This is a genomic window from Vreelandella titanicae BH1 (genome assembly GCF_000336575.1).
Classification (GTDB): Bacteria; Pseudomonadota; Gammaproteobacteria; order Pseudomonadales; family Halomonadaceae; genus Vreelandella; species Vreelandella titanicae.
Genome location: NZ_AOPO01000019.1, coordinates 1 through 20,836 on the forward strand (window position 1 = coordinate 1; position 20,836 = coordinate 20,836).

19 protein-coding genes are annotated in these 20,836 nt (G+C 56.3%); 6 read left to right on the forward strand and 13 right to left on the reverse strand.

Annotated elements, in window-relative coordinates:
* Positions 1 to 42: 42 nt before the first annotated feature.
* The 8 genes from sodC to HALTITAN_RS21620 form a co-directional block, all read right to left on the reverse strand.
* A complete protein-coding gene (sodC, locus tag HALTITAN_RS21585; protein WP_009288363.1) occupies positions 43 to 594 on the reverse strand; it encodes a superoxide dismutase family protein in 552 nt (183 codons plus the stop codon).
* A gap of 81 nt (positions 595 to 675) precedes the next feature.
* On the reverse strand, positions 676 to 1,848 hold the full coding sequence (locus tag HALTITAN_RS21590; RefSeq protein WP_009288364.1) for a M20 family metallopeptidase: 1,173 nt from the start codon (positions 1,846 to 1,848) through the stop codon (positions 676 to 678).
* On the reverse strand, positions 1,833 to 3,254 hold the full coding sequence (locus tag HALTITAN_RS21595; RefSeq protein WP_039860522.1) for a M20 family metallopeptidase: 1,422 nt from the start codon (positions 3,252 to 3,254) through the stop codon (positions 1,833 to 1,835). The genes HALTITAN_RS21590 and HALTITAN_RS21595 overlap by 16 nt, the downstream gene beginning before the upstream one ends.
* Positions 3,255 to 3,292: 38 nt before the next feature.
* Positions 3,293 to 4,306, reverse strand: coding sequence for an ABC transporter ATP-binding protein (locus HALTITAN_RS21600; protein ID WP_083868877.1), 1,014 nt, complete (start codon positions 4,304 to 4,306; stop codon positions 3,293 to 3,295).
* Positions 4,303 to 5,352: an ABC transporter ATP-binding protein gene (locus HALTITAN_RS21605; protein ID WP_051052181.1), complete on the reverse strand. Its 1,050-nt coding sequence runs from the start codon at positions 5,350 to 5,352 to the stop codon at positions 4,303 to 4,305. The genes HALTITAN_RS21600 and HALTITAN_RS21605 overlap by 4 nt, the downstream gene beginning before the upstream one ends.
* The gene (locus HALTITAN_RS21610) at positions 5,345 to 6,256 is read right to left on the reverse strand and encodes an ABC transporter permease (RefSeq protein ID WP_039860523.1); all 912 of its coding nucleotides are present in this window, start codon (positions 6,254 to 6,256) and stop codon (positions 5,345 to 5,347) included. Before HALTITAN_RS21610 ends, HALTITAN_RS21605 begins: the two co-directional genes overlap by 8 nt.
* 11 nt (positions 6,257 to 6,267) lie before the next feature.
* A complete protein-coding gene (locus HALTITAN_RS21615; RefSeq protein WP_009288365.1) occupies positions 6,268 to 7,185 on the reverse strand; it encodes an ABC transporter permease in 918 nt (305 codons plus the stop codon).
* Positions 7,186 to 7,260: 75 nt separating this feature from the next.
* Complete coding sequence (locus HALTITAN_RS21620; RefSeq protein WP_009288366.1) at positions 7,261 to 8,778, reverse strand: ABC transporter substrate-binding protein; 1,518 nt, start codon at positions 8,776 to 8,778, stop codon at positions 7,261 to 7,263.
* A gap of 183 nt (positions 8,779 to 8,961) precedes the next feature.
* Here HALTITAN_RS21620 and HALTITAN_RS21625 point away from each other — a divergent pair, with 183 nt between their 5' ends.
* From HALTITAN_RS21625 to HALTITAN_RS21645, 5 genes are all read left to right on the forward strand, one after another.
* Positions 8,962 to 9,909 carry a LysR family transcriptional regulator gene (locus tag HALTITAN_RS21625; RefSeq protein ID WP_009288367.1) on the forward strand — a complete coding sequence of 316 codons (948 nt, stop codon included), beginning with the start codon at positions 8,962 to 8,964 and terminating at the stop codon, positions 9,907 to 9,909.
* A 116-nt stretch (positions 9,910 to 10,025) separates the two neighbouring features.
* Positions 10,026 to 10,799 (forward strand): pseudouridine synthase, encoded by a 774-nt coding sequence (locus tag HALTITAN_RS21630; RefSeq protein ID WP_009288368.1) that lies wholly within the window; start codon positions 10,026 to 10,028, stop codon positions 10,797 to 10,799.
* A 35-nt stretch (positions 10,800 to 10,834) separates the two neighbouring features.
* Positions 10,835 to 11,701 (forward strand): tRNA cyclic N6-threonylcarbamoyladenosine(37) synthase TcdA, encoded by an 867-nt coding sequence (gene tcdA / locus HALTITAN_RS21635; protein ID WP_039860524.1) that lies wholly within the window; start codon positions 10,835 to 10,837, stop codon positions 11,699 to 11,701.
* Entirely contained in the window at positions 11,698 to 11,916 is a 219-nt protein-coding gene (locus HALTITAN_RS21640; RefSeq protein WP_039860525.1) for a DUF1653 domain-containing protein, read from the forward strand. The genes tcdA and HALTITAN_RS21640 overlap by 4 nt, the downstream gene beginning before the upstream one ends.
* Before the next feature lie 28 nt (positions 11,917 to 11,944).
* On the forward strand, positions 11,945 to 13,960 hold the full coding sequence (locus HALTITAN_RS21645) for a RecQ family ATP-dependent DNA helicase (RefSeq protein WP_027957811.1): 2,016 nt from the start codon (positions 11,945 to 11,947) through the stop codon (positions 13,958 to 13,960).
* Positions 13,961 to 13,967: 7 nt separating this feature from the next.
* Here HALTITAN_RS21645 and HALTITAN_RS21650 read toward each other — a convergent pair whose 3' ends face one another.
* Together HALTITAN_RS21650 and HALTITAN_RS21655 are read right to left on the reverse strand one after the other, a co-directional pair.
* Positions 13,968 to 15,482, reverse strand: a complete 1,515-nt coding sequence (locus HALTITAN_RS21650; RefSeq protein WP_009288371.1) for an AbgT family transporter — start codon at positions 15,480 to 15,482, stop codon at positions 13,968 to 13,970.
* A gap of 74 nt (positions 15,483 to 15,556) precedes the next feature.
* Positions 15,557 to 16,738, reverse strand: coding sequence for a M20 aminoacylase family protein (locus tag HALTITAN_RS21655; protein ID WP_009288372.1), 1,182 nt, complete (start codon positions 16,736 to 16,738; stop codon positions 15,557 to 15,559).
* 158 nt (positions 16,739 to 16,896) lie between these two features.
* On the opposite strand from HALTITAN_RS21655, the gene HALTITAN_RS21660 reads away from it, so the two are divergent.
* A complete protein-coding gene (locus HALTITAN_RS21660; protein ID WP_009288373.1) occupies positions 16,897 to 17,820 on the forward strand; it encodes a LysR substrate-binding domain-containing protein in 924 nt (307 codons plus the stop codon).
* A gap of 50 nt (positions 17,821 to 17,870) precedes the next feature.
* On the opposite strand, the gene zigA is transcribed toward HALTITAN_RS21660, so the two are convergent.
* From zigA to HALTITAN_RS21675, 3 genes are all read right to left on the reverse strand, one after another.
* Positions 17,871 to 19,097 (reverse strand): zinc metallochaperone GTPase ZigA, encoded by a 1,227-nt coding sequence (gene zigA, locus HALTITAN_RS21665; RefSeq protein WP_039860527.1) that lies wholly within the window; start codon positions 19,095 to 19,097, stop codon positions 17,871 to 17,873.
* 113 nt (positions 19,098 to 19,210) lie between these two features.
* On the reverse strand, positions 19,211 to 19,381 hold the full coding sequence (locus tag HALTITAN_RS21670) for a DUF2805 domain-containing protein (protein WP_022520117.1): 171 nt from the start codon (positions 19,379 to 19,381) through the stop codon (positions 19,211 to 19,213).
* 8 nt (positions 19,382 to 19,389) lie between these two features.
* Entirely contained in the window at positions 19,390 to 20,763 is a 1,374-nt protein-coding gene (locus tag HALTITAN_RS21675) for a PepSY-associated TM helix domain-containing protein (RefSeq protein ID WP_009288374.1), read from the reverse strand.
* Positions 20,764 to 20,836: the final 73 nt, after the last annotated feature.

A 20,836-nucleotide genomic window follows, 5' to 3' on the forward strand; every position in this document is an offset into this window, starting at 1 on the left:
AGAGAGGCTGCCCATTTTGTCGATTAACAACAACGGTAAAGCTTAAGACTCAACGACGCCGCAGGCCATCCGGGTGCCGCCGCCGCCCAGGTGGGGTTCATCTTTGTAGGTGTCGCCACCTTCATGAATCATCAGGCTGCGCCCCGGCATATCTTCCATGCTTAGGCGAGGGGCTAGAACGGGTAGATTGGCTTCACCCTCTTCATTAACGGTTAGCACCGGCAGATCGCCTAAATGACCTTCGCCATAGGGGCCTTGGTGCGTGCCGGTTTCTTCGGGGTCATAGTGACCACCTGCTGACAGCGCAGCGGTCATTTCGCCGCTGTCATTCTCGGCAGGGTCGCAGCTGGCGTTCTGGTGGACGTGAAAACCGTAAACACCGGGCTCAAGATCCGTCAGCGAAGGTGTCAGCAGTAAGCCATGATCCGTATGCTCAAGGGATACGGTACCGATTGACTCTTCATTACCCTCGGTGCTGACTTTATGCATCTCGACATCAAGCGTTTCATTGGCTTGTGCCGCTGAGGTGGCGAGCAGCAGCGAGGCGGCAATAGCGGTAAGCGGTGTTGAGAAACGTATAGTTGAATAGCGCATGTTGATCTCCTTCCGAATCCATGGAAACGCTGTAGCAGCGTTGCTTACTCAAGGTAGTTGGCTAGCAGTTACATTGCCAATTTAACGTGCCGAAGCAAAGGATACATCGTGCAAATTCAATAACGTAGCAGCGAGTGCCTGAGTGCGCGGCACCAGTGTGTCCAGCAAACAGTACTCTTCGTCAGTGTGCATTTTTGCACCGACAGGGCCAAGACCGCACAGAGTGGGAATGCCCAGGCTGGCCGTCCAGCCCGCATCAGAACAGCCGCCAGTGAATTCGCCGTCAACAGCAAACCCGATCGCCTTAGCCTGAACCTGATAAAGCTCAAACAGCGCGCTGCTCATACGCGCTTCGAGAGGATAAAATTCAGAGGTTTGTTCTATGATCGCAAGAGTGCCGGGAACGTCGGGTTCCGCGATAATCGCCTCAATGGCTTTATACAGCTGATCACGCTGGGCAGTGGTTACAAAACGAGTGTCCAACTGTGCCGACGCGAAAGGCGCGACGGTATTGCGTGACACGCCTCCGGTGATGGTGCCCACATTGGTGGTGATGCCTGCCTCATAGTCGGTTAACGCATGCAGCTTGATGATTTTTCGAGCGATTGTTTCTATCGCGCTGGCGCCATCGGCATGGCTAACGCCCGAGTGGGCGGCCTTGCCAGTGACTTCGATTAAGAAACCAGCGCCCCCTTTGCGGCCCGTCACCACATTGCCACTGACCCGCCCTGGCTCGACATTTAAGGCGACGCGTGCCCCCTGGGCGGCCGCTTCGATAAATGCCCGCCCATCCGGCGAGCCAATTTCCTCATCGGCGGTAAACAGGGCGCGAACGGGTAGGGGGCAGGTGGGCAGGTGGCTTAGCGCACGCATAACAAAGCAGTTCATCACCAGGCCGCTTTTCATATCGGCAACGCCTGGGCCAAAGCCGATATTGTCTTGCTGGGTATAGCCTCGGCCCGCCACCGTACCGGTGGGGAAAACCGTATCCCGGTGGCCCATGAGTAAGACATGGCCTTGACCCGTTCCCCCCAGATGAGCTTCCAAAATATCGCCTGAGTCAGGGCGCTGGTGGCGTATAACCATGATGCCATCCTGCTCAAGCCACTGAGTGATCAGGTCGGCAACCGCATCGGTACCCGCTTTGTCATAGCTGTTGGAGTCGATATTGACCAACGCCTCAAGGCAATCTTGCATCGCCTGCTGCTGGCCTTCCAGCCACGCGCAAACCTGTTGGGTTAGTTCGTCTTGCATAAGGCTTTCTCTCTCATGATGTCTGATCCTTGGTCACTCAAATCCCAGAATAGCCCCGCCATTAAGATCAGTGCCTCTGAAGCGATGCTCCCCAATAGGTGTTCGTCAGGCGCGTGCTGGGAGCAGGAGGGGTAGGAGTGTGGAACCCATAGCGTGGGTAAGCCCAGGGTTTCGGCAAACACATCGTTGGGTAACGAGCCGCCTAAGTTGGGTAGCAGCGTCGGCGTTTTATAGGTGGAGCGTTGCATAGAGGCCAACGCCCAGCCCACCCAGGGGTCTTCAGGATCGAGTCGTGTCGCCGCCATTTGCGACATGCGCGCAGCGCTTACCTCAATATCGTGATAGCCGTGTTGATCCAGGTGATGGCGTAAATGGACTAGAAAATTGTCCTGGTCGCTGCCCACCACATAACGCAGTTGGCAGTGGGCATAGGCCGTTGGCGGAATAGCATTGGCCGGGGCATCCGGGTTGCCCGCCTTCATGGCGAGTACTTCTAAGGTGTTCCAGCCAAACAGTCGTTCAGCGGGCGATAGTCCTGGCTCACCCCAGTCAGTGTCGATAGTGGGGGCATTGTCGCCGACGCCGACTTCCAATGCGGCGAGCGCTTTACGCACGGCTTCGGGTATTGGGTCAGGCCGTAGGCCTTGGATTTGAATAACACCGTTGGCATCCACCAGTGTGGCGAGTGCATTGGCCAGACGCACCGCAGGGTTTTTTAATACGCCACCCCAGTTGCCCGAGTGGTGAGCGCCTTCACGGGCCTGGAGTTTAAGGTCGAAATTGAAGGAACCCCGTGAACCTAAAAACAGCGTGGGAGCGTCGGCATTCAAACGCGGCCCATCTGAGCCAATAAACACATCGGCGGCGAGGCGGTCACGGTAGCGGTGGCAGATCTCTTTTAAGCCAGGGGAGCCCGTCTCCTCGCCCATTTCCAGCACCAGCTTAACGTTATAGCCCAGGCGCCCGTTGCTCGCTTTCAGCACGCAGCCCAGCGCGGCTAAATTGATGGTGTGCTGGCCTTTGTTATCCGCCATGCCACGCCCGTACCAGCGATCCCCTTGCTGGGTGATTTTCCAAGGCGAAAGCCCTTCAGCCCATTGGTCGTCATAGCCGCGGATGACATCGCCATGACCATAAGTTAATACGCTGAACGATGCTTCTGGCTCAAGGCGTTCAGCAAGCAGAAACGGCCCAAACCCTTCAGTCGGGTTATCAACAATGTCCCAGCTAAAACCGAGCTGCTCAATATCCGGAATGATCTGCTCAGTAAGGTAGCGGTGAAGCTCTTCCTGTCTATTCGATTCCTGGCTTTCGCTGCGGATGGCAATGCGCGGGGCAAGCTGGTCATAAAAATCGCCGCTGTCAAAGTAAGCTTTGGCATGATCTAAGGCGTGTTGGCGCGTCATAGGCACTCCTTTTAACGTTAAATATTGATTACATATGTTTAGGCAAGGTGACAGGCGACACGCGCCTGGCTGCCCTTGCCAAAAGCTTGACCGGAAGCATGCGTAATAGCGCTCAGCTTGGGTGTCTGCTCTGAGCATTGCGGTTGAGCGATTGGGCAGCGGGGGTGAAAAGCGCAGCCTGAAGGTGGCTGAGTGGGGTCGGGCTGGCCTGCCCCCAGGCCTATGTCGGGCACGCCTAGACCTGGCTCCGGGGTCAACGCGGAAGCGAGTAGTGCTTGGGTATATGGGTGGCGTGGTGCGGTGAAGATTTGCTCACGGGTACCCTCTTCGACAATCTGGCCTAGATACATGACCGCGAGCCGGTCCGCGAGATGTTCGACCACGGCGAGGTCGTGGCTAATAAACAGGTAGGTAAGGCCAAACTCATCTTTAAGGTCGAGCAGTAGATTGAGGATCTGCGCCTGGATCGATACATCCAGCGCGGAAGTGGGTTCGTCACAAATCACCAGATCAGGGCGCATAATTAGCGCTCTGGCAATCGCCACCCGCTGGCGCTGCCCCCCTGACATTTGCCCAGGGTATTGCTGGGCGGCGCGTTTGGGTAGGCCGACCAGGTCAAGCATCTGATCGACCTTCGCTGCCTGTTCACGGGGCGTGCCTAGCGCGTGAATACGTAGCGGTAAACCAACGATCTGAGCAATCCGCTGGCGTGGGTTAAGCGACGAATAAGGGTCTTGGAATATCGGCTGTATATGCCGGGCCAGTGCCTTTTGGTTAGCGTTAACAATCGCTTTGCCATTGATCAGCACATCGCCTGAACTAGGGGGTGTCAGCCCCAGCAGCATCTTGGCCAAGGTGCTCTTGCCACAGCCTGATTCGCCCACCAGCCCCATCACCTGGCCGCGCGGAACGCGTAGCGATACCTCATTGACTGCTTTTAGGGTTTGAGGCTTATGTAGCATGCCACCGCCCAGTTTGAACGTTTTAGACAGCGCGCAGAGTTCGAGGGCAAGAGGATCCATACTGTTTGCAGGAGAGGTGGTGTTTGTCATGACGTTACCTCCTGATCGTTTAGTGGCGCTGGGCTGGCTAGCTGATGGGCAAAGTGGCAGCGTGAAAAGTGCTCGCCTGCCACTGCCTGTAAGGGGGGCGTGGTTCGGCACCGCTCATCCGCTTGATCGCAGCGATTGCAAAAGGCGCAGCCCTCGATTTTGCCTACCAAGCTGGGCACTACGCCTGGGATCGCCTGCAAACGACTGCCTGGCAGTGTCTTGCCGGGCGTCGGTATGCAGCGCAACAAACCTTGGGTATAGGGATGGCTGGGGGCTTTAAAGAGGGCCTGTGCAGAGGCGGTTTCAATCACTTCGCCGGCATACATCACGGCGACCCGGTCGGCGATACGCGCAACGACACCCAAGTCGTGGGTGATGAAAATGATCGCCGTGCCAAACTCCTGCTGTAAGTCGCGTAGCAGGTGCAGAATTTGCGCCTGAATCGTCACATCTAATGCAGTGGTGGGTTCATCGGCAATGATCAAATCGGGCTCACACATTAGTGCCATGGCGATCATCACCCGTTGGCGCAGCCCGCCCGAAAGCTGGTGAGGATATTGGCGCATACGCTCTTCGGCGGCGCTGATGCCTACTCGTTTAAGCAAATAGAGGGCGCGATCGTGGGCCGCTTGACGCGATACCCGCTGGTGGCGGCGCAGGGCTTCGCTGAGCTGATTGCCCAGGGTGTAGGCGGGGTTGAGGGCGGTCATGGGCTCTTGAAAAATCATCGCCATGCGTGCACCGCGAAGATTGCTGCGCTCGCGTTCAGGCACCGTAAGGAGATCAACGCCGTCAAAGTTGAGGCAGTCGGCGTTTACCTGCGCCTTGCGCGGCAGTAGGCCCATTAATGCCAGCGAGGTCATGGATTTACCACAGCCTGATTCACCTACAAGACAGAGCATTTCTCCACGCTCAACGTGAAAGTCGATACCCCGTACCGCGTGAAGGGTGCCCTTTGCCACGGGCAAGTCGACGCGCAGCTGTTTAACCGTCAGTAGAGGCGAGCTTGTTGCCGCGGAATGCTCAGCGGTTGATAGATTACTCATTGCGGCCTCCCGGTGCGCTGAGATCGCGCAGTCCATCACCCAGCAAGTTAATCGCCAGCACTAGCATAAACAGCGCACCGCCGGGGATCGTAATCACCCAGGGCTGAAAGAACATATAGGTTTTGCCTTCGGCGATCATTAGCCCCCAGGAGGGCGAGGGTGGCTGCACACCCATGCCTAGAAATGACAGCGTTGCTTCGAGCAAAATGGCGTTGGCGACCTCAAGGGTGGCGACGACAATCAACGCGCCTGCAATGTTAGGAAGCACTTCGCGTAGCAGAATGTAGGGCAGAGGGCAGCCCAACGCCTGGGCGGCTTGCACATACTCGGCATCGCGCAGTTGCTGGGTGGCCGAGCGGGCGACGACCGCGAAACGATCCCATAGCAGCAGGCCTAGCAGTAGCGTAACGGTTAGCATTGATCCGCCGATCAGCGAGGCCATGGCCAGCGCCACTAACACCACGGGCATGGCCAGGCGGGTGGTCAGCAGGTAACTCACCACCGCATCAACGCGACCACCAAAGTAGCCCGCCAAGACCCCCAGAGTGGTACCAATCAGGCCGGAAATCAGCGCGACCACCAACCCAATAAACAGCGAAATTCGCGCGCCAAAGATAAGGCGGCTCAGGTAGTCGCGGCCAAGGCGGTCGGTACCTAAGGGGTGCGTCCAGCTACCGGTGTCGTGCCAAAAAGGCGGCACCATGCGATTAGCGGTGTCCTGTAAGTAGGGATCATGGGGAGCCAGCCACGGTGCTAGAAGCGCCACAATCCCCAACGAGGCAATGATTAAGAGGCCGATGGCCAAGCTGCGATTATTGAGCGTGCTGCGCCATAGACGCGTCTGCCAAGCAGGAGTTAATTGGCTTTGTAGCGCGGTAGCCGATGGGGTAAGAGAGTCTGTCATGGTGTTCTCCGTTAGCGCGCGCGCAGGCGTGGGTCGAGGGCTGCGTTGAGAATGTCGGCCAGCAGCGTCAACACGATATAGAACAGCGCAATGATCAGTACGATGGCCTGAACGACCGGATAGTCATTGCGTGAAATAGCGTTCCACGCCAACTGCCCCAGCCCGCGTAGTGAAAACACGGTTTCGATAACCACTGACCCGCCGAGCATAAACCCGAGCTCCACGGCGGCCAGCGCGACCACCGGGATCACCGCATTGCGCAAGGCGTGTTTGAAGATCACCGTGCCGGTGCGCAGACCCTTGGCCCGGGCGGTGCGAATGTAGTCTGCCTCCAGTACTTCCAGCATGCCGCTGCGGGTCAGGCGCATCATGGCGGGGGTGGCGTAATAGCCCAGTGCAACGGCCGGTAGCACAAAGCCTTGCCAGCTATCGCTACCTGCGGCTGGAAACCATTGCAGCTTGACGGCAAATACGATGATTAGCGTTAAGCCAAACCAGAAGTTCGGCATTGCCTGACCGGTAACCGCAATCGCCATGGCCATACGGTCTATCCAGCTGCCACGTTTGAGCGCGGCGACCACACCGAGGGGAATAGACACGCCCAGCGCAATCGCCAAGGCCAATATTCCTAGGGTCATCGTCACCGGTAGTCGCTCAACGACTAGATCCATTACCTCGCTTTGGTAGTAATATGAACGCCCAAAGTCGAGCTGCACGGCTCCCCACAGCCAAGTGGTAAATTGCTGAATCACCGGGCGGTCCAGGCCGTAATCAACGCGGATTTGTTCTACCTGCTCGGCGGTGGCCTCGGGGCCGCCAATGGAGAGCGCCAAGTCACCCGAGAGCTGCAGCAGACTAAAGCAGAGAACCGAAATAGTCAGAGCGACGCTAAGCGCTATTAGCGTGCGCTTGAAAACAAATGCCCACATAAAGCATCACCCCTTCGCTATAGAAGGCTAGCCGTGGGAAGAGCCACGGCTGCCGATAGTTCAAATACCACGCCGTTACTTCCAGCTTGCCTCGTAAAAGCGCGGTAGTTCGTCGGGGTAAGCAGTGAACTCAAGATCAGCGGTGTGGGCGTAGTAGGTGGAGTAGGAAAACAGCGGTGCCCAGTACGCTTGCTCGGAAATGCGGGCGAACGCTTTTTGGTAGTGCTCTAAGCGCACATCAGGATCTACCGAGGTATCGGCGACTTGTAACCACTCCTGCACCTGGGTGTCCTGCCAGAGATCGTCAATGCCGTCTGTGAAATAAACGCTGACGAAAGCCGAGACATCGTTAATAGAGAAGGAGCCCCAGGCTTTGAACGACATATCGGTTTGGCCGTTACGCTGGAGCTCCAGCAACGCGGGGGAGGTCATAAAACGCAGGTTGGCATTAATACCTACGGCGCGTAGGTCGCCAATCATTGCTTCGGCGTAATCCCGTTCACGGTAGGCATGAAGGTCAATGTCGAAGCCATCGGCGTAACCGGCCTCGGCGAGTAGTTCGCGGGCTTTGTCAGGGTCGTACTCATACTTGATGACGTTCTCTGTTTCACAGCCGAATTGGGTGGGAAAGCAGGGGGCATAAAGAGGCTGGCTGCCGCCGCGCACCAAATCGTTAGCCAGGCCTTCTCTGTTCATTGCATGATTGATGGCTTGGCGTACGCGGATGTCATTTAGCGGTGAATCTTCTCGGGCCGCGGCATCCAGGCCGATATAACCGACTCGCATGGTTTCGCCGCCTAGCACGCTAAGCTGTGGCATAGTGCTTAACGACTCAGCTTGATCCGACGGCACGCGCCAGATCCAATCGACTTGACCGGACATTAATTGCGCCATACGTGAGTCCGCGTCGGCAATGGCCTTGAACTCGATATTGGCGATCTCCGGCTGACCAATAGGACTGTCGGCAAAGTAGTCATCAAAGCGCGTTAGGCTAACCCCATCCCCGGGGCGGACGTTGGTAATCCGGTAAGGGCCGGTACCTACGGGCTCACGACTAAAACCCTCGATACCCACTTCCTGGAAATACTCATCGGGGTAAATCGGCATCGGGCCGGAAAGGTACTCAAGGGCTGCCGGGAAAGGCTCTTTGAGGTGAATGCGCACTTGGTAGTCATCAAGCTTCTCAACGCTTTCGATCCAGTCAACATTTTGGCGTGTCACCACTCGCGATTCGGGGGATACCGCGTAGTTGAAGGTGAATGCCACATCGTCAGCGTTGAAGGCTTCGCCGTTGTGAAAGGTCACGCCTTCGCGCAGCACAAGATCCAGGGTTTTATCATCGGCCCACTCCCATTCGGTTGCCAAGCGCGGCTCGTACTCGTTGGTTTGCGGGTTGCGGTAAATCAGCGTGTCCCAGGCCAAATGGGCGAGAATAACCCCTTCACGCAGATTGTTATGGTAGGGGCTAACGTTTTCAGGTTCGCTGTCAGAGGCATAGACCAGCGTATCGTTGGCCTTGCCAGCTAATGCGGGTGTCGCGATGCTGAGTAAAGCAAGTGACGTAACGCAATAAAGAGTTCTCGATGTTTGCATGCCATACCTCGTTTTTTAATAAGGGAAGGTTATGAGCGTTTGGCGTACTGGCGAGGCTTGTTGTTTTTTAGATGAGCCGCCGCCTTGAATTAAAACTAATCTATTGCTTAGGAGTGCCACAAGTGCAATGTTTAGAACTTATCATTGCCGTTTTGGCAATGTTTGTGGTGAGGGGGAGCCACTATGAATCCACGCGTGTTACAAGAAACGGCGTTACGTTACTTTCTCGAGGTGGTTCGCTGTGGCTCTATTAGTGAAGCCTCAGGGAAGCTAAATGTGGCGCCCTCCGCCATTAGCCGTCAGATTGCCCGGCTGGAAAGCGAGCTGGATACGCTGCTGTTTGAGCGTCGTGCGCGCGGTATGGTGCCCAGCGCGGCAGGAGAGTTGCTGGCGATGCATGCCCGCCATATGCAGCTTGAGGCAGACCGTATTGGCAGCGAAATAATGGCCTTGCGTGGGTTACAGCGGGGCAAGGTACGTTTGGCTAGTTCGGAAGGCTTTGCCGTGGATTTTTTACCAGCGGCAATCGCGGCTTTTCGCAAGCGTTACAGCGGTATTCATTTCCACCTGATGGTGGGGGCGCCCGCCCAAGCGACTCGGTATGTCAGGGAAGGCGATGCAGATATCGGCATTACCTTTAGCCTCAAGCCCGAGGCGGATATTAACGTTGCCCTTAGGCAGCCCGCGCCAATTATGGCGCTGGTTTCTCCGCACCATGAGCTTGCCGTTAAAAAACATATTTCGCTGGCGCAGCTTCAGCACTATCCGCTGGCGTTACCCTCGCCAGACACGACCCTGCGCCAGCTGTTTGATATCTGCTGTAGCCGTCAAAACCTGGCGTTTGAATCCATTTTTAGCAGCGATTACACCGAGGCTTTGATTAACTTCGCCATGCTCGGGGGCGGTGTGGCGCTGGCAGGGGAAATATCGGTGCGCTACCGCATTCAGCAACAGCGCTTAGTGGCGATTCCTATTCGAGACCAGGGCATGGATTCCCGCTTTATTGAAGTCCAGACCCTTGCCAAGCGCACATTGCCGACGGCGACGCAGGCATTTTTAGCGTTTCTAAAAGAGCATATCCCGCCTGGGCAACTGCCGCTCTTTCCTACTCCACCAACAATTAACTGCTGATCACCTGCCTTCTTAGCAAGCGCTGGCGTGAATAGCGTATTGCGCGGATGACATCTCACGGCCAAGCCGCGACAATGGCGCCCTGTTTAGATTGTTAGCTTTAACCGGGGAGCGTTATGACGCCACTCAACATCCTCTATCAGGATGAGTATCTCGTCGCGGTGCATAAGCCGTCAGGGCTTTTGGTGCATCGCTCGGCGTTGGCGCGTGGTGAAACCGAATTTCTGCTTCAACGCTTACGCGACCAGCTTGGCAAGCGGGTTTACCCCGTTCACCGGCTGGATCGGCCGACCTCTGGGGTAATGGTATTTGCTCTCTCGTCGGCAGTGGCTGGCCTGCTCAGCGATGCGTTTAGCGAGCGCCAGGTGGAAAAGCGCTACCTGGCAGTGGTGCGCGGTAAAGCACCGGAAAATGAACGTTTGGATTACCCGCTAAGGGAAGAAGACGGTACGCGCCCCAAGGCGGAAATGCCCGCTATGCCCGCGATGACCGATATTCGCCGCCTGGATAGCGTCGAGCTGCCCGTGCAGGTCGACCGCTACCCGGTGGCGCGCTACTCCCTGGTAGAGGCGCGGCCGATGACCGGTCGCCGCCATCAAATTCGCCGCCATCTTTCCCGGCGTGGCTACCCGATTATTGGCGATGCCAAGCACGGTAAAAGTGTCCACAACCGCTTTTTTGCCGAGCAGATGAAGGCTCCGCGCTTACTGCTCGCCGCGACCTATTTGGCCTTTGACCATCCGCTGTTAGACAAGCGTGTACAATTGAGCTGTGCCTTGGATGACACCATGATCGCGCTGTTTAACCAGCTTGGCTGGGCGGGGCATTTACCGCTGGATAGCGTGCGCACGCCGCCCCACACCACGCCTTCCGCCCTTCAAGCGTTATGAGTGAGTTTGTGATGTCCTCAGCTACTACATCGAGCATGCCGTCCGCCTCGCCTGTGCCTACGGCTAACGTGAAACCTCCTTCTGCAGATTATGATTTTCGCTTTGGCGGCATTCGCCGTCTTTATGGCCAGCGTGCAGCCGAGGCATTTCGTCATGCCCACGTGGTGGTGGTGGGTGTCGGCGGGGTAGGCAGTTGGACGGTAGAGGCGCTGGCACGCTCGGGCATTGGCAAGCTGACGTTGATCGACCTGGACGACGTCTGCGTTTCCAACGTCAACCGCCAGCTCCACGCGCTGGATGGTACTATCGGTCAGCCCAAGGTTGATGTGCTGGCCGAGCGCTGCCGCTTGATTGCCCCGGAAATTGAGATTGTGGCGGATACTGCCTTCGTGACACCCACCAACCTGGCCCAGCGGATTCCCGATGACGCCGATCACGTGGTGGATGCCATCGACAGCGTGATTGCCAAGGCCGCCCTGATCGCCTGGTGCAAGCGACGCAAAATTCCCATCACGGTGACCGGTGCGGCTGGTGGGCAAACCGATCCCACGCGTGTTCAGGTCGCGGATCTCACCCGCACCGAGCACGACCCGCTGTTATCCAAAGTGCGCTCGCGGCTGCGTCGGGATTACGGCTTCTCCCGCAACCCCAAACGGCGCTTCTCGGTAGAGTGCGTCTACTCCGACGAGCAGTTGGTGTATCCCGGCGCCGACGGTGAAGTGTGCCTGCAAAAGCCTGGCAGTGGTGATGCCACGCGCTTGGACTGCGCTTCCGGTTTTGGTGCTGCGACTTTTTTAACCGGCACCTTTGGTTTTGTCGCCGCGTCAAAAGTGCTCGAACGCCTTACCAAAAAAGCCAACCAGCCAAGTGCCACAAACGCCACTCAAGAGGAGAGCCAATGACCGCCCCCGTTCCCGGTATTTATCGCCACTATAAAGGCAGCCTCTACGAAGTGCTTGGCACCGCCCAGCACAGCGAAAACGAAGAGCCGCTGGTGGTGTATCGTGCCCTTTACGGTGACTACGGCCTCTGGGTGCGCCCGATTGAGATGTTTACGGAAACAGTGACGAAAGAGGGCCACACCCAGCCGCGCTTTGCGCTGGAGAAGTCGTTTTAAGGCGGAATTTCGTTATCAAGGAGTGCTCATGCCCCCCTCATCACCCCAGCAGACGCTGAAAGAAGTATTCGGTTTCGATGACTTTCGCGGCGGCCAACAGGCGGTGGTGTCAAGAGTGCTGGAAAGGCACTCCACGGCGGCGATTTTTGCCACCGGCGCGGGGAAGTCGCTTTGCTATCAACTCCCGGCGCTGCATTTGCCGCACTTAACCCTGGTGGTATCGCCGCTGCTGGCGCTGATGCAGGATCAACTGGCGTTTCTGGCCCGCCACGGCGTGGCAGCGGCAAGCATTGATTCCACCCAAGACCGTGATGCTACCCGGGAGGTGATGGAGCGCGCTAAAAGCGGCGAGCTGAAAATCCTTATGATCTCGGTGGAGCGGCTCAAGAATGAGCGCTTTCGCCACTTTCTGCGCCAAGTGCATATTTCACTCATGGTGGTCGATGAAGCCCACTGCCTCTCTGAGTGGGGGCATAACTTCCGCCCTGACTACCTCAAACTGCCGGACTACCAGCGCGATTTTGCTATCCCTCAGGTGCTGCTGCTCACCGCCACGGCGACCCCAGCGGTGATAGCCGATATGGGTGAGAAGTTTGCCATTGCGCCGGAGAACGTGATTACTACCGGCTTTTACCGTTCCAATCTTGAGCTGCTGGTATCTCCGGCCATGGAAGGCCGCCAGCAGCAGCTGATCAACTGGCTAAAGCCGCAGATGCAGCCGGGTAGCGAAGCGCCAACGATTATTTACGTCACCCTGCAACAAACTGCCGAGCGAGTCGCTAAGGTGCTGGCGGCCCAGGGTATCGCTGCCCAGGCCTACCATGCAGGGCTAGATTCCCAGCGACGGGATGAGATTCAGCGGCAATTTATGAGCGGCGAGTCGCCCTGCATCGTGGCCACTATCGCCTTTGGCATGGGCATCGATAAGGGCGATATTCGCAACGTGGTGCATTATGACCTGCCTAAATCCATCGAGAACTATAGCCAGGAGATTGGCCGGGCGGGACGCGACGGCCTGCCTTCTACCTGCCTGACCCTGGCCGGGCGGGATGGCTTGCGGGTGCTGGAAAACTTCGTTTACGGCGATACCCCTGAATATGCTGGTATCTATCGCCTGCTGGAAGAGATCGCTGCGGCAGGCCAAGCGCCGGATCGTCAGTGGGAGGTGCTGCTCAATACGCTTTCCCGCGATACCAATATCCGCCCGTTGCCGCTGAAAACGCTGCTGGTGCGGTTGGAAATGCACGGCATTATCGCCCCGCGCTTCGCATTTCTAGCCGAGTACCGGCTGCGCTATCACATTGAGCCTAGTGAATTAGTTAGCCGCTTTGAAGGCGAGCGGGCGGCCTTTGTTCGGCTTTTAGTCGATAATATTCCTATCGCCCGCACCTGGGGAACGGTGGATTTTGACCGCCTACATCAGGCGGGGCAGGCGCAGCAGATTGACGCTTCCCGTGCTCGCGTCATTACCGCCCTTGAGTACTTTCAAGATAAGGGCTGGCTAACCCTGGAAGGCAAGCGGATGACCGATGTCTACGAGATCTGCCAGCCGAACTTTACCATTGAGGCGCTGGCGAGCCAGCTGTTTGAGGATTGCCTGAATCGGGAGCGAATCGAGATTGAGCGGCTACAGGCAATGCTAGCGCTGTTTGAGTCGGGGAGCTGTCTGACTCGGCGGCTAGCCATGCACTTTGGTGATAGTACCTTTGGTGACAGCACCTTTGATACACCATCCAATACTGAGCAGGGACGCTGCGGGCATTGCTCTGTGTGTTATGGCCACCCGATAAAACTACCGGATGCGCTGCCCGAGCCACCGCTAACGACGGCCGATTTTCAGCGCTACGCCACACCGCTGATTGAGCGCCACACCGAACAGTTCGGACAGCCGCCCAATGCCCAGCGGCTGGCGCACTTTCTGTGTGGCTTGACCATGCCGGTGTTTACACCGCTCAAAGCCCGCAGCCTGAACGGCTTCGCGGTTTTTGAGCAGCGCGCCTACCCAGAAGTGCGTGAGTGGGCGGAGGCGATGCTGGGACAATAAAGGCCGATCAAAGTCCGAACGGTAACCCCAGCCAGTACCAAATAAAGAACAGGCTGCTCCAGCCGGTTAACACGGCGAGGGAGTAGGGCATGGCGATGGTCAGTAGATGGCCGAGGGTAAATGACTTGTTGTAAAGGTGAATGACCGCCAGCACTAACGGTAGATAGGGGTTAATGGGTGAAATCACGTTCGTCGATGAGTCGGCTACCCTGTACGCCGCTTGGATGGCTTCTGGCTCAAGGCCCAACAGCATCAGCATGGGTAGAAAAATCGGCGCCATCAACGCCCACTGCGCAGAGCCACTGTAAAGAAATAGGTTCACGACGGCGGCCAGTAAAATAAAGCACACTAAAGCCAGCGCCGTAGGCATATTAATTTGCAGCAGTAGATCTGCGCCATTCACTGCGCTGACAATCGCCAAGTTTGACCAGTTAAAGATGGCAATAAACTGCGCCACCATAAAGACGATGACAATAAACCCACACATATCGCGCATCGCCGCTTCCATTAAGCGCGGCACATCGCTGGATTGTTTGATCTTACCTACCGAAACGCCGTACACAATGCCGCACAGGCTAAAGAACAGCACGATGATGGGCACCAAACCACTCATAAAGGGCGAAGGTAACAGACCCCCTTCAGCGCTGCGTAAGCCGGAACCCGCTGGCAGAATCAGCAGCAGGATAACCGCGATATAGGCCAGTGCCGCTATACCGGTGTAGCGCAGCGCACGCCGTTCTGTGTCGGTTAACTGTACGCCGTGGCTTTTGTTCTCATCATCACTCTGATCCTGAAAGCGCGCCAGCATGGGCTCGACATACTTGTCGTTCATGACGGTGATAATCAGGGTAATTAACGGCACCGAGGCACACATAAAGAACCAGTTGGACACCACGCTGACTTCGTAGCCGGGGCGAACGCTCTGAACGACTTCCGTCGAGATGCCGGATAGCAGCAGATCTGTGCCCGCAATAAAGAAATTGGCGCTAAAACCGGCAAAAACGGCGATAAAGGCCACCATAATGCCGGCAATCGGGTTCCGGCCAACAGTTTTAAACATGATGGCGGCCAAAGGGGGAATCAGGAAAACCGCCGCATCCGAAACCAGATTGCCGATGATCGAAGTGATGACCACCGCCGGGGTAATAAAGCGCGGCGCCACATTACTCAACATGCGTCGGATGGTGGCATCGGCGAGGCCAGTTTTCTGAATCAGCCCCAGCGCTAATACCATCACCAGTACCAGCCCTAGCGGGCGGAAACTAGTGAAGTTAGTGACTGCCCCGGTCACCATAAATCTTATCCCATCCCAGCTAAGCAGCGAACGAACCTGAACGAGCTCGTCGGTGGCAGGGTGGCGCACAGGCTCGACCCACACGCTCATCACAACCGACAGGCCTAGCGTGACGACAAAAAGTATAAAAAACATAATAAAAGGATGGGGCAGGGCATCGGCTATTCGCGCAATCCGGTGCATTAATCCGGTGTTGCCACCGGACGTTGAGAGTTTGTTCGCTTCCATGTTGTTCTCCGCTTTATATCTGGAAGTGCTGCTTCTTGAAGTGTGCTTTCTTGAACTGCGCTTTCTTGAAATGCTTAGCGAGAGGGGAGTTCACGCTGTATTAGCTGAACAAAATAAGAGGCGCCCACCGGGATAATGTTGTCGTTAAAGTCATAGCTGGGGTTGTGAACACTTACACCACCGGTTTCGCCTTCAACACCATTGCCCAGAAACACATAGCAACCCGGAACGGCTTGCAGCATGAAGGAGAAGTCTTCGCTGCCAGAAATCGGTAAGCAGTCAGGGTTGACCTTTGCATCGCCGACTACTGCGTGGGCAACATCGGTGGCGAGTTGGGTGGCTTGCGGGTCGTTGACCGTGGCCGGGTAGCTACCGGGGTGAATGGTGAGCGTTGCGGTGGCGCCGTAGGCTTTAGCAGTACTGGCAACCAGTTGTTCCAGTCGTTGAATTGCATGCTCCCGTACTGCGTCGTTAAAAGAGCGAATGCAGCCCTGCATGGTGGCGGTATCGGGAATGACGTTGAAGGTGCCCGAGCCGGCATGCAGGTCGGTAAAGGACAGCACGGCGGAATCGAGCGGGGCAGTATTGCGGCTAACGATAGACTGCGCGCCGCTGATAATCGCGCTCACGATCAGCATCGGATCAACGGTGTGCTGCGGCATTGCCGCATGGCCGCCTTTGCCGTGAACGTCAATGGTGAAACGGTCTGAGCTGGCCAGCAGGGGGCCTTCGCGAAACCAGAATTCGCCTTGGGGAATGCCCGGCATATTGTGGATACCGTAAACGCGGTCACAGGGGAAGCGCTCAAACAAACCATCATCCATCATTGCCTTAGCGCCGGCTAAGCCCTCTTCAGCGGGCTGGAAAATAAAGTGTACGGTGCCGGAAAAGTCGCGATGTTTAGCCAGATACCATGCGGCGGCTAACAGCATGGTGGTGTGACCGTCGTGGCCGCAGCCGTGCATTTTTCCCTGGTTAAGAGACGCATGAGCGAACTGATTGTTTTCCGTCATGGCGAGGGCATCCATATCGGCGCGCAGCCCGATGGTACGAGCGGCGAGCGTTTTGCCGCGCAGTACGCCGACGACCCCGGTTTTAGCGATGCCGGTATGAACCTCGTCAAATCCCCACTCTGTGAGCTTGTCCGCCACTAACTTGGCGGTGCGCTGCTCCTCAAAGCCCAGCTCCGGGTGCTGATGAATATCCTGTCGCCAAGCAGTGAACTGTGCGTTGTTACCCGCAATTTCATCGATCATAGGTAGCCCTTTAGGTTTATTGAAACGATAGCACTTAAGCTATAGCTAAATATTATGCTTTGAGTTTTGGGACGAAGTCTTTTAGCTACCTTTAACTGTATACTGGCTTTTTTAGTCAGATATATTGATTTTTGCTTATTGAAGGATGACGAAATGTTATGGCTTATCGAGGATTTACGGACAGCCAGATAGAAGCCTTCATGTGGATTATGAAAACCAGTAGCGCTACGGAAGCCGCCAGTAAGATGCTGATTTCACAACCGGCGATTAGCCGTTTGATAAAACAGTTGGAGGCGCGGCTTGGGTTTGATCTGTTCGAACGCCACAATAATCGCCTGCTCCCGACCCGGCGTGGCACGCTGTTTTATGACGAGGTGGAGCGGGTTTATATTGGTTTACACCATTTGCGACAGTTTGCCGAACGACTGAAAGAGAGAGTGGCAGGCCAGTTAAGAGTGGTCAGCATGCCTTCTTTTGCGGTGAGTCTGGTGCCAGATGCCGCTACGCTGCTTGCCGAGCAGTTCCCTGACCTTGAAATTAGTCTCTACTCCTACCGATCCAGCCAGATAGCGGAGGAAGTGGTGGCCCAGCGCTTCGATTTTGGCATTACCACCGATCCTCGAATCGATCCGCGCTACCAGAGCTTTCAGTACTCTCTACCTGGCATGTGCCTTATTCCGCCAGGGCATCCGCTGGAAGCTAAAGCGCTTATCGACATTGAAGATTTCGCCAATGAAACGCTGATTTGTGGTGAGCCCAATGAGCAAAGCCGTAATCGGATTACTCAGCGACTGAGGAAACATGCCGTTTCGCCCAAAAAAATATGGACAGTCTCGCTGGGGGAGATGGCGATCCGACTAGTAGCGAACGGTGCCGGTCTTGCGGTGTTAAACGCCGTATCGGCCTGTTATGCAAAGCGAGCGGGCGTGGTGGTTCGCCCGCTCGCGTTTGATATTCGTTATGACTTTCAAATTATTTTGCCGCTGGAAAAAGATCTTGAACCCGCTATCAACAACATCAATGCTGAGCTGATCGCGTTAGTCGAGCAGAAAATTTTCGAAAGCCTCAAAATGTTTGGCTAAAAATCGCCTGGCTGTAGGATAAAGGCAACGGGATTGACCTATTACTCCCTTTACTCCCAGGCAGGGAAGGGATCGGGCAGCTGTTTCCACGCCTCTATGCCTTCCACAAGCTCGTCTTCGCTCAAAAGGCAGGCGTCCAACGCTGCGCGCATCCGCGGTTGATCCAGGTTCTGGCCGATAAAGACCAGTTCCTGGCGCATATCCCCGAACCGCTCTTGCCACTTCTCCATAATAAACTGACGCGTTTCGGGATCCGTTGGCCAACGCTCTTCGGGAATCGCCTTCCAGAATACCCCGGCTGGGCCGTGGTGGGCGATGCCACCTGCTTGGCTCCACTGACCGGCGGCTTGGGGGCGAGTGGCCAGCCAGAAGAAGCCTTTCGAGCGCAACAGGCCCTTACCAAACCACTCCTGGTTCAGCAGATCGTGGAATTTCTGTGGATGGAAGGGGCGACGGGCATGATAAGCAAAGCTGCCAATCCCGTACTCCTCGGTCTCTGGCACATGCTCGCCGCGCATCTCTTTGAGCCAGCCCGGTGACAACTGGGCGCGCTCGAAATTGAACTTACCGGTATCCAGCACTTTATCGAGCGGCACGCCGCCTTGAGTGATCGGCACCAGTTCCGCGTCGGGGTTCAGCGAGAGCAGGATAGCCTTCAGCGCTTCTAACTCTTTCTCACTGATCAGGTCAGTCTTGCTGATCAGCAGCACATCACAAAACTCGATTTGATCGACCAGCAGGTCGGCGACATTGCGCTCGTCATCCTCACCTAAGCTTTCGCCCGCTTCGGCGAGGCTTTGCGCTTCGCGGTACTGTTCAAGAAAGTTGGCGCCATCCACTACGGTCACTAGCGTATCCAACCGAGCGACGTGGGAGAGACTCTGGCCGCGTTCATCTTCAAAGGTGAAGGTTTCTGCCACGGGCAGCGGCTCGGAAATCCCGGTGGACTCAATGACCAGGTAATCGAACTTGCCCTCTCGAGCCAACTGGCTGACTTCTACTAGCAAGTCTTCGCGCAGGGTGCAGCAGATGCAGCCATTGCTCATCTCTACCAAGCGCTCTTCTGATCGGTTCAATGCAACATCGCCATCCAGCGTCGACTCACCAGGGCCACCCCGCACCAGCGCACCGTCGATATTCACCTCGCTCATATCGTTAACGATGACCGCCACCCGGCGGCCCTCACGGTTGGCGAGAATATGATTAAGGACGGTGGTTTTACCGGCACCTAAAAAGCCCGACAGTACGGTGACGGGCAGGGGAGAAAACGCAGTCATTGCTAGCACACCTCTAAATGGTTTTATGTTATGTGATAATATAACAATATAAGTGCTTAGAGGAAGGTTTGTTTCAGAGGAGGTCGGGTCAGATTCGTATCTGCTAGTGGATCTCAGCGCTTATATTGCGTTGGGCAATATCCACGTAGAACATCCGGCTCGCTCATGCCAAACAGCGTTTCGATCGCTTCAAACGGTGTGCGGCCTTCCCAGGCCATTTCGATAACACGTGACTGTTCGTCATCAGGTAAGCGGCGAAAGCGCTTAATGGGGGCTTTTGGCATCGTCCACCTCATTGGTGGGCATCAAGGCTGCGGGCAGTGTAGTGCTTTTTAATAGACCAGCGCAGCGCATCGATCACGATGAAACATGCCAAGCTTACACCCAGTACGGGCAGTGCTACGCCAAGCGTGATAGCGACGAACAGCACGCCGAGTTGGGTCGTAAGCGGAAGCATTAGCCAGGGTTCAGTCACCGTTGGGAAGCGCTGACCACTCGCCGTGCGTAGCCGCCGCCACGCCATTACGTAACCCCACACCATCAGCGTCACAAGCCCCGCGGCGATCAACGCCAGCACTATTTGATTAGCGATACCAAACAGTACGCCCATATGCAGATCAATCCCCCAGCGGGTGAGCTTGGCGGCTAGTGGGAAGGTGGTAAAGTCGGTTTGATCGGTCACAGCCATGCTTTGCGGATGCAGCGCCACCTGGTCTACCTGCGTAGGCCACTGGCGATCAATTTCCGCTACCCGCCATGCCTCCTGGGAACTGCTCGGAGGCGTTAGTTGGATGCGCGCTGCGCTAAGCCCCGCCTTACGAGCAGCGCTCAGCGCCCGGTCAAAGTCCTCTAACGTGATAGACGTGGCCACCATTGCCATATGGCCGTGATGCTCAGCATGTTCATCGGCTACCTGGCTATCGGTATCGATCAGTGCCGTTGAGGCACTTGGCGTGCCCCAGCCCCAGGCATGACGAAGTTCCGCAATATTGCTCCCTGCCCACTGTGACCAAGTGAGCCCCGTTGCCGAAAAGAACAGCAGCCCGAAGGAAAGCACTACGCCAAGTGTTGCGTGGCGTTGGCGTGTGGTGTGGGCGCCTGACAGTGCTTTCAGTGTGCGGCGTTGGCGAATCCACAGCGTTATGCCACCCAGCGCGGCAAGCCAAAGCCATGAGGCAGCCAGCTCACTATAGAGACGCCCCGTCTCGCCCATTAACAGCTGGCGGTGAAAATGATCGATCGCTGTGCGCAGCGGTAAAATACCGCTGGTACCGTAAACCGTCGTATCACCGGTCACTTTCAGGGTAATGGGATCGACAAACAGCGCCCGATGTTCAGAAGGCCCCAGCCCTGGCTCGCTAAACATGAGTCGGGTGGTATCGCCTAAAGCCGGTGCAGGGCGCACCGCGCTGGGCAGGGTTGGTGCGCCCAGGTATTGCTGGGCCGTAGTGATCTGTTCGGCAAGTGAATGAGGTTCGCCCTGAGTAGCGCCATATAGGGTGTCATGGTAGAGCCACTCTTCAAGTGGTGGGCTAAGCAAGTAAGCGATACCAGACAGTGCCGCGATAAGAATAAAAGGGCCGACGAAGAGGCCAATATATAGGTGTAAGCGGCTAAGCAGGGCAAAAAGCAGCTTGCCGGTGCGGTTAGAGGAGTGGACTGTCATTGGCTTGAATCCGAGTGGTATCGGTAAATTAGCCAGACAGCTTAGATAGTTTAATTAGCAATCGCTAGCCTGT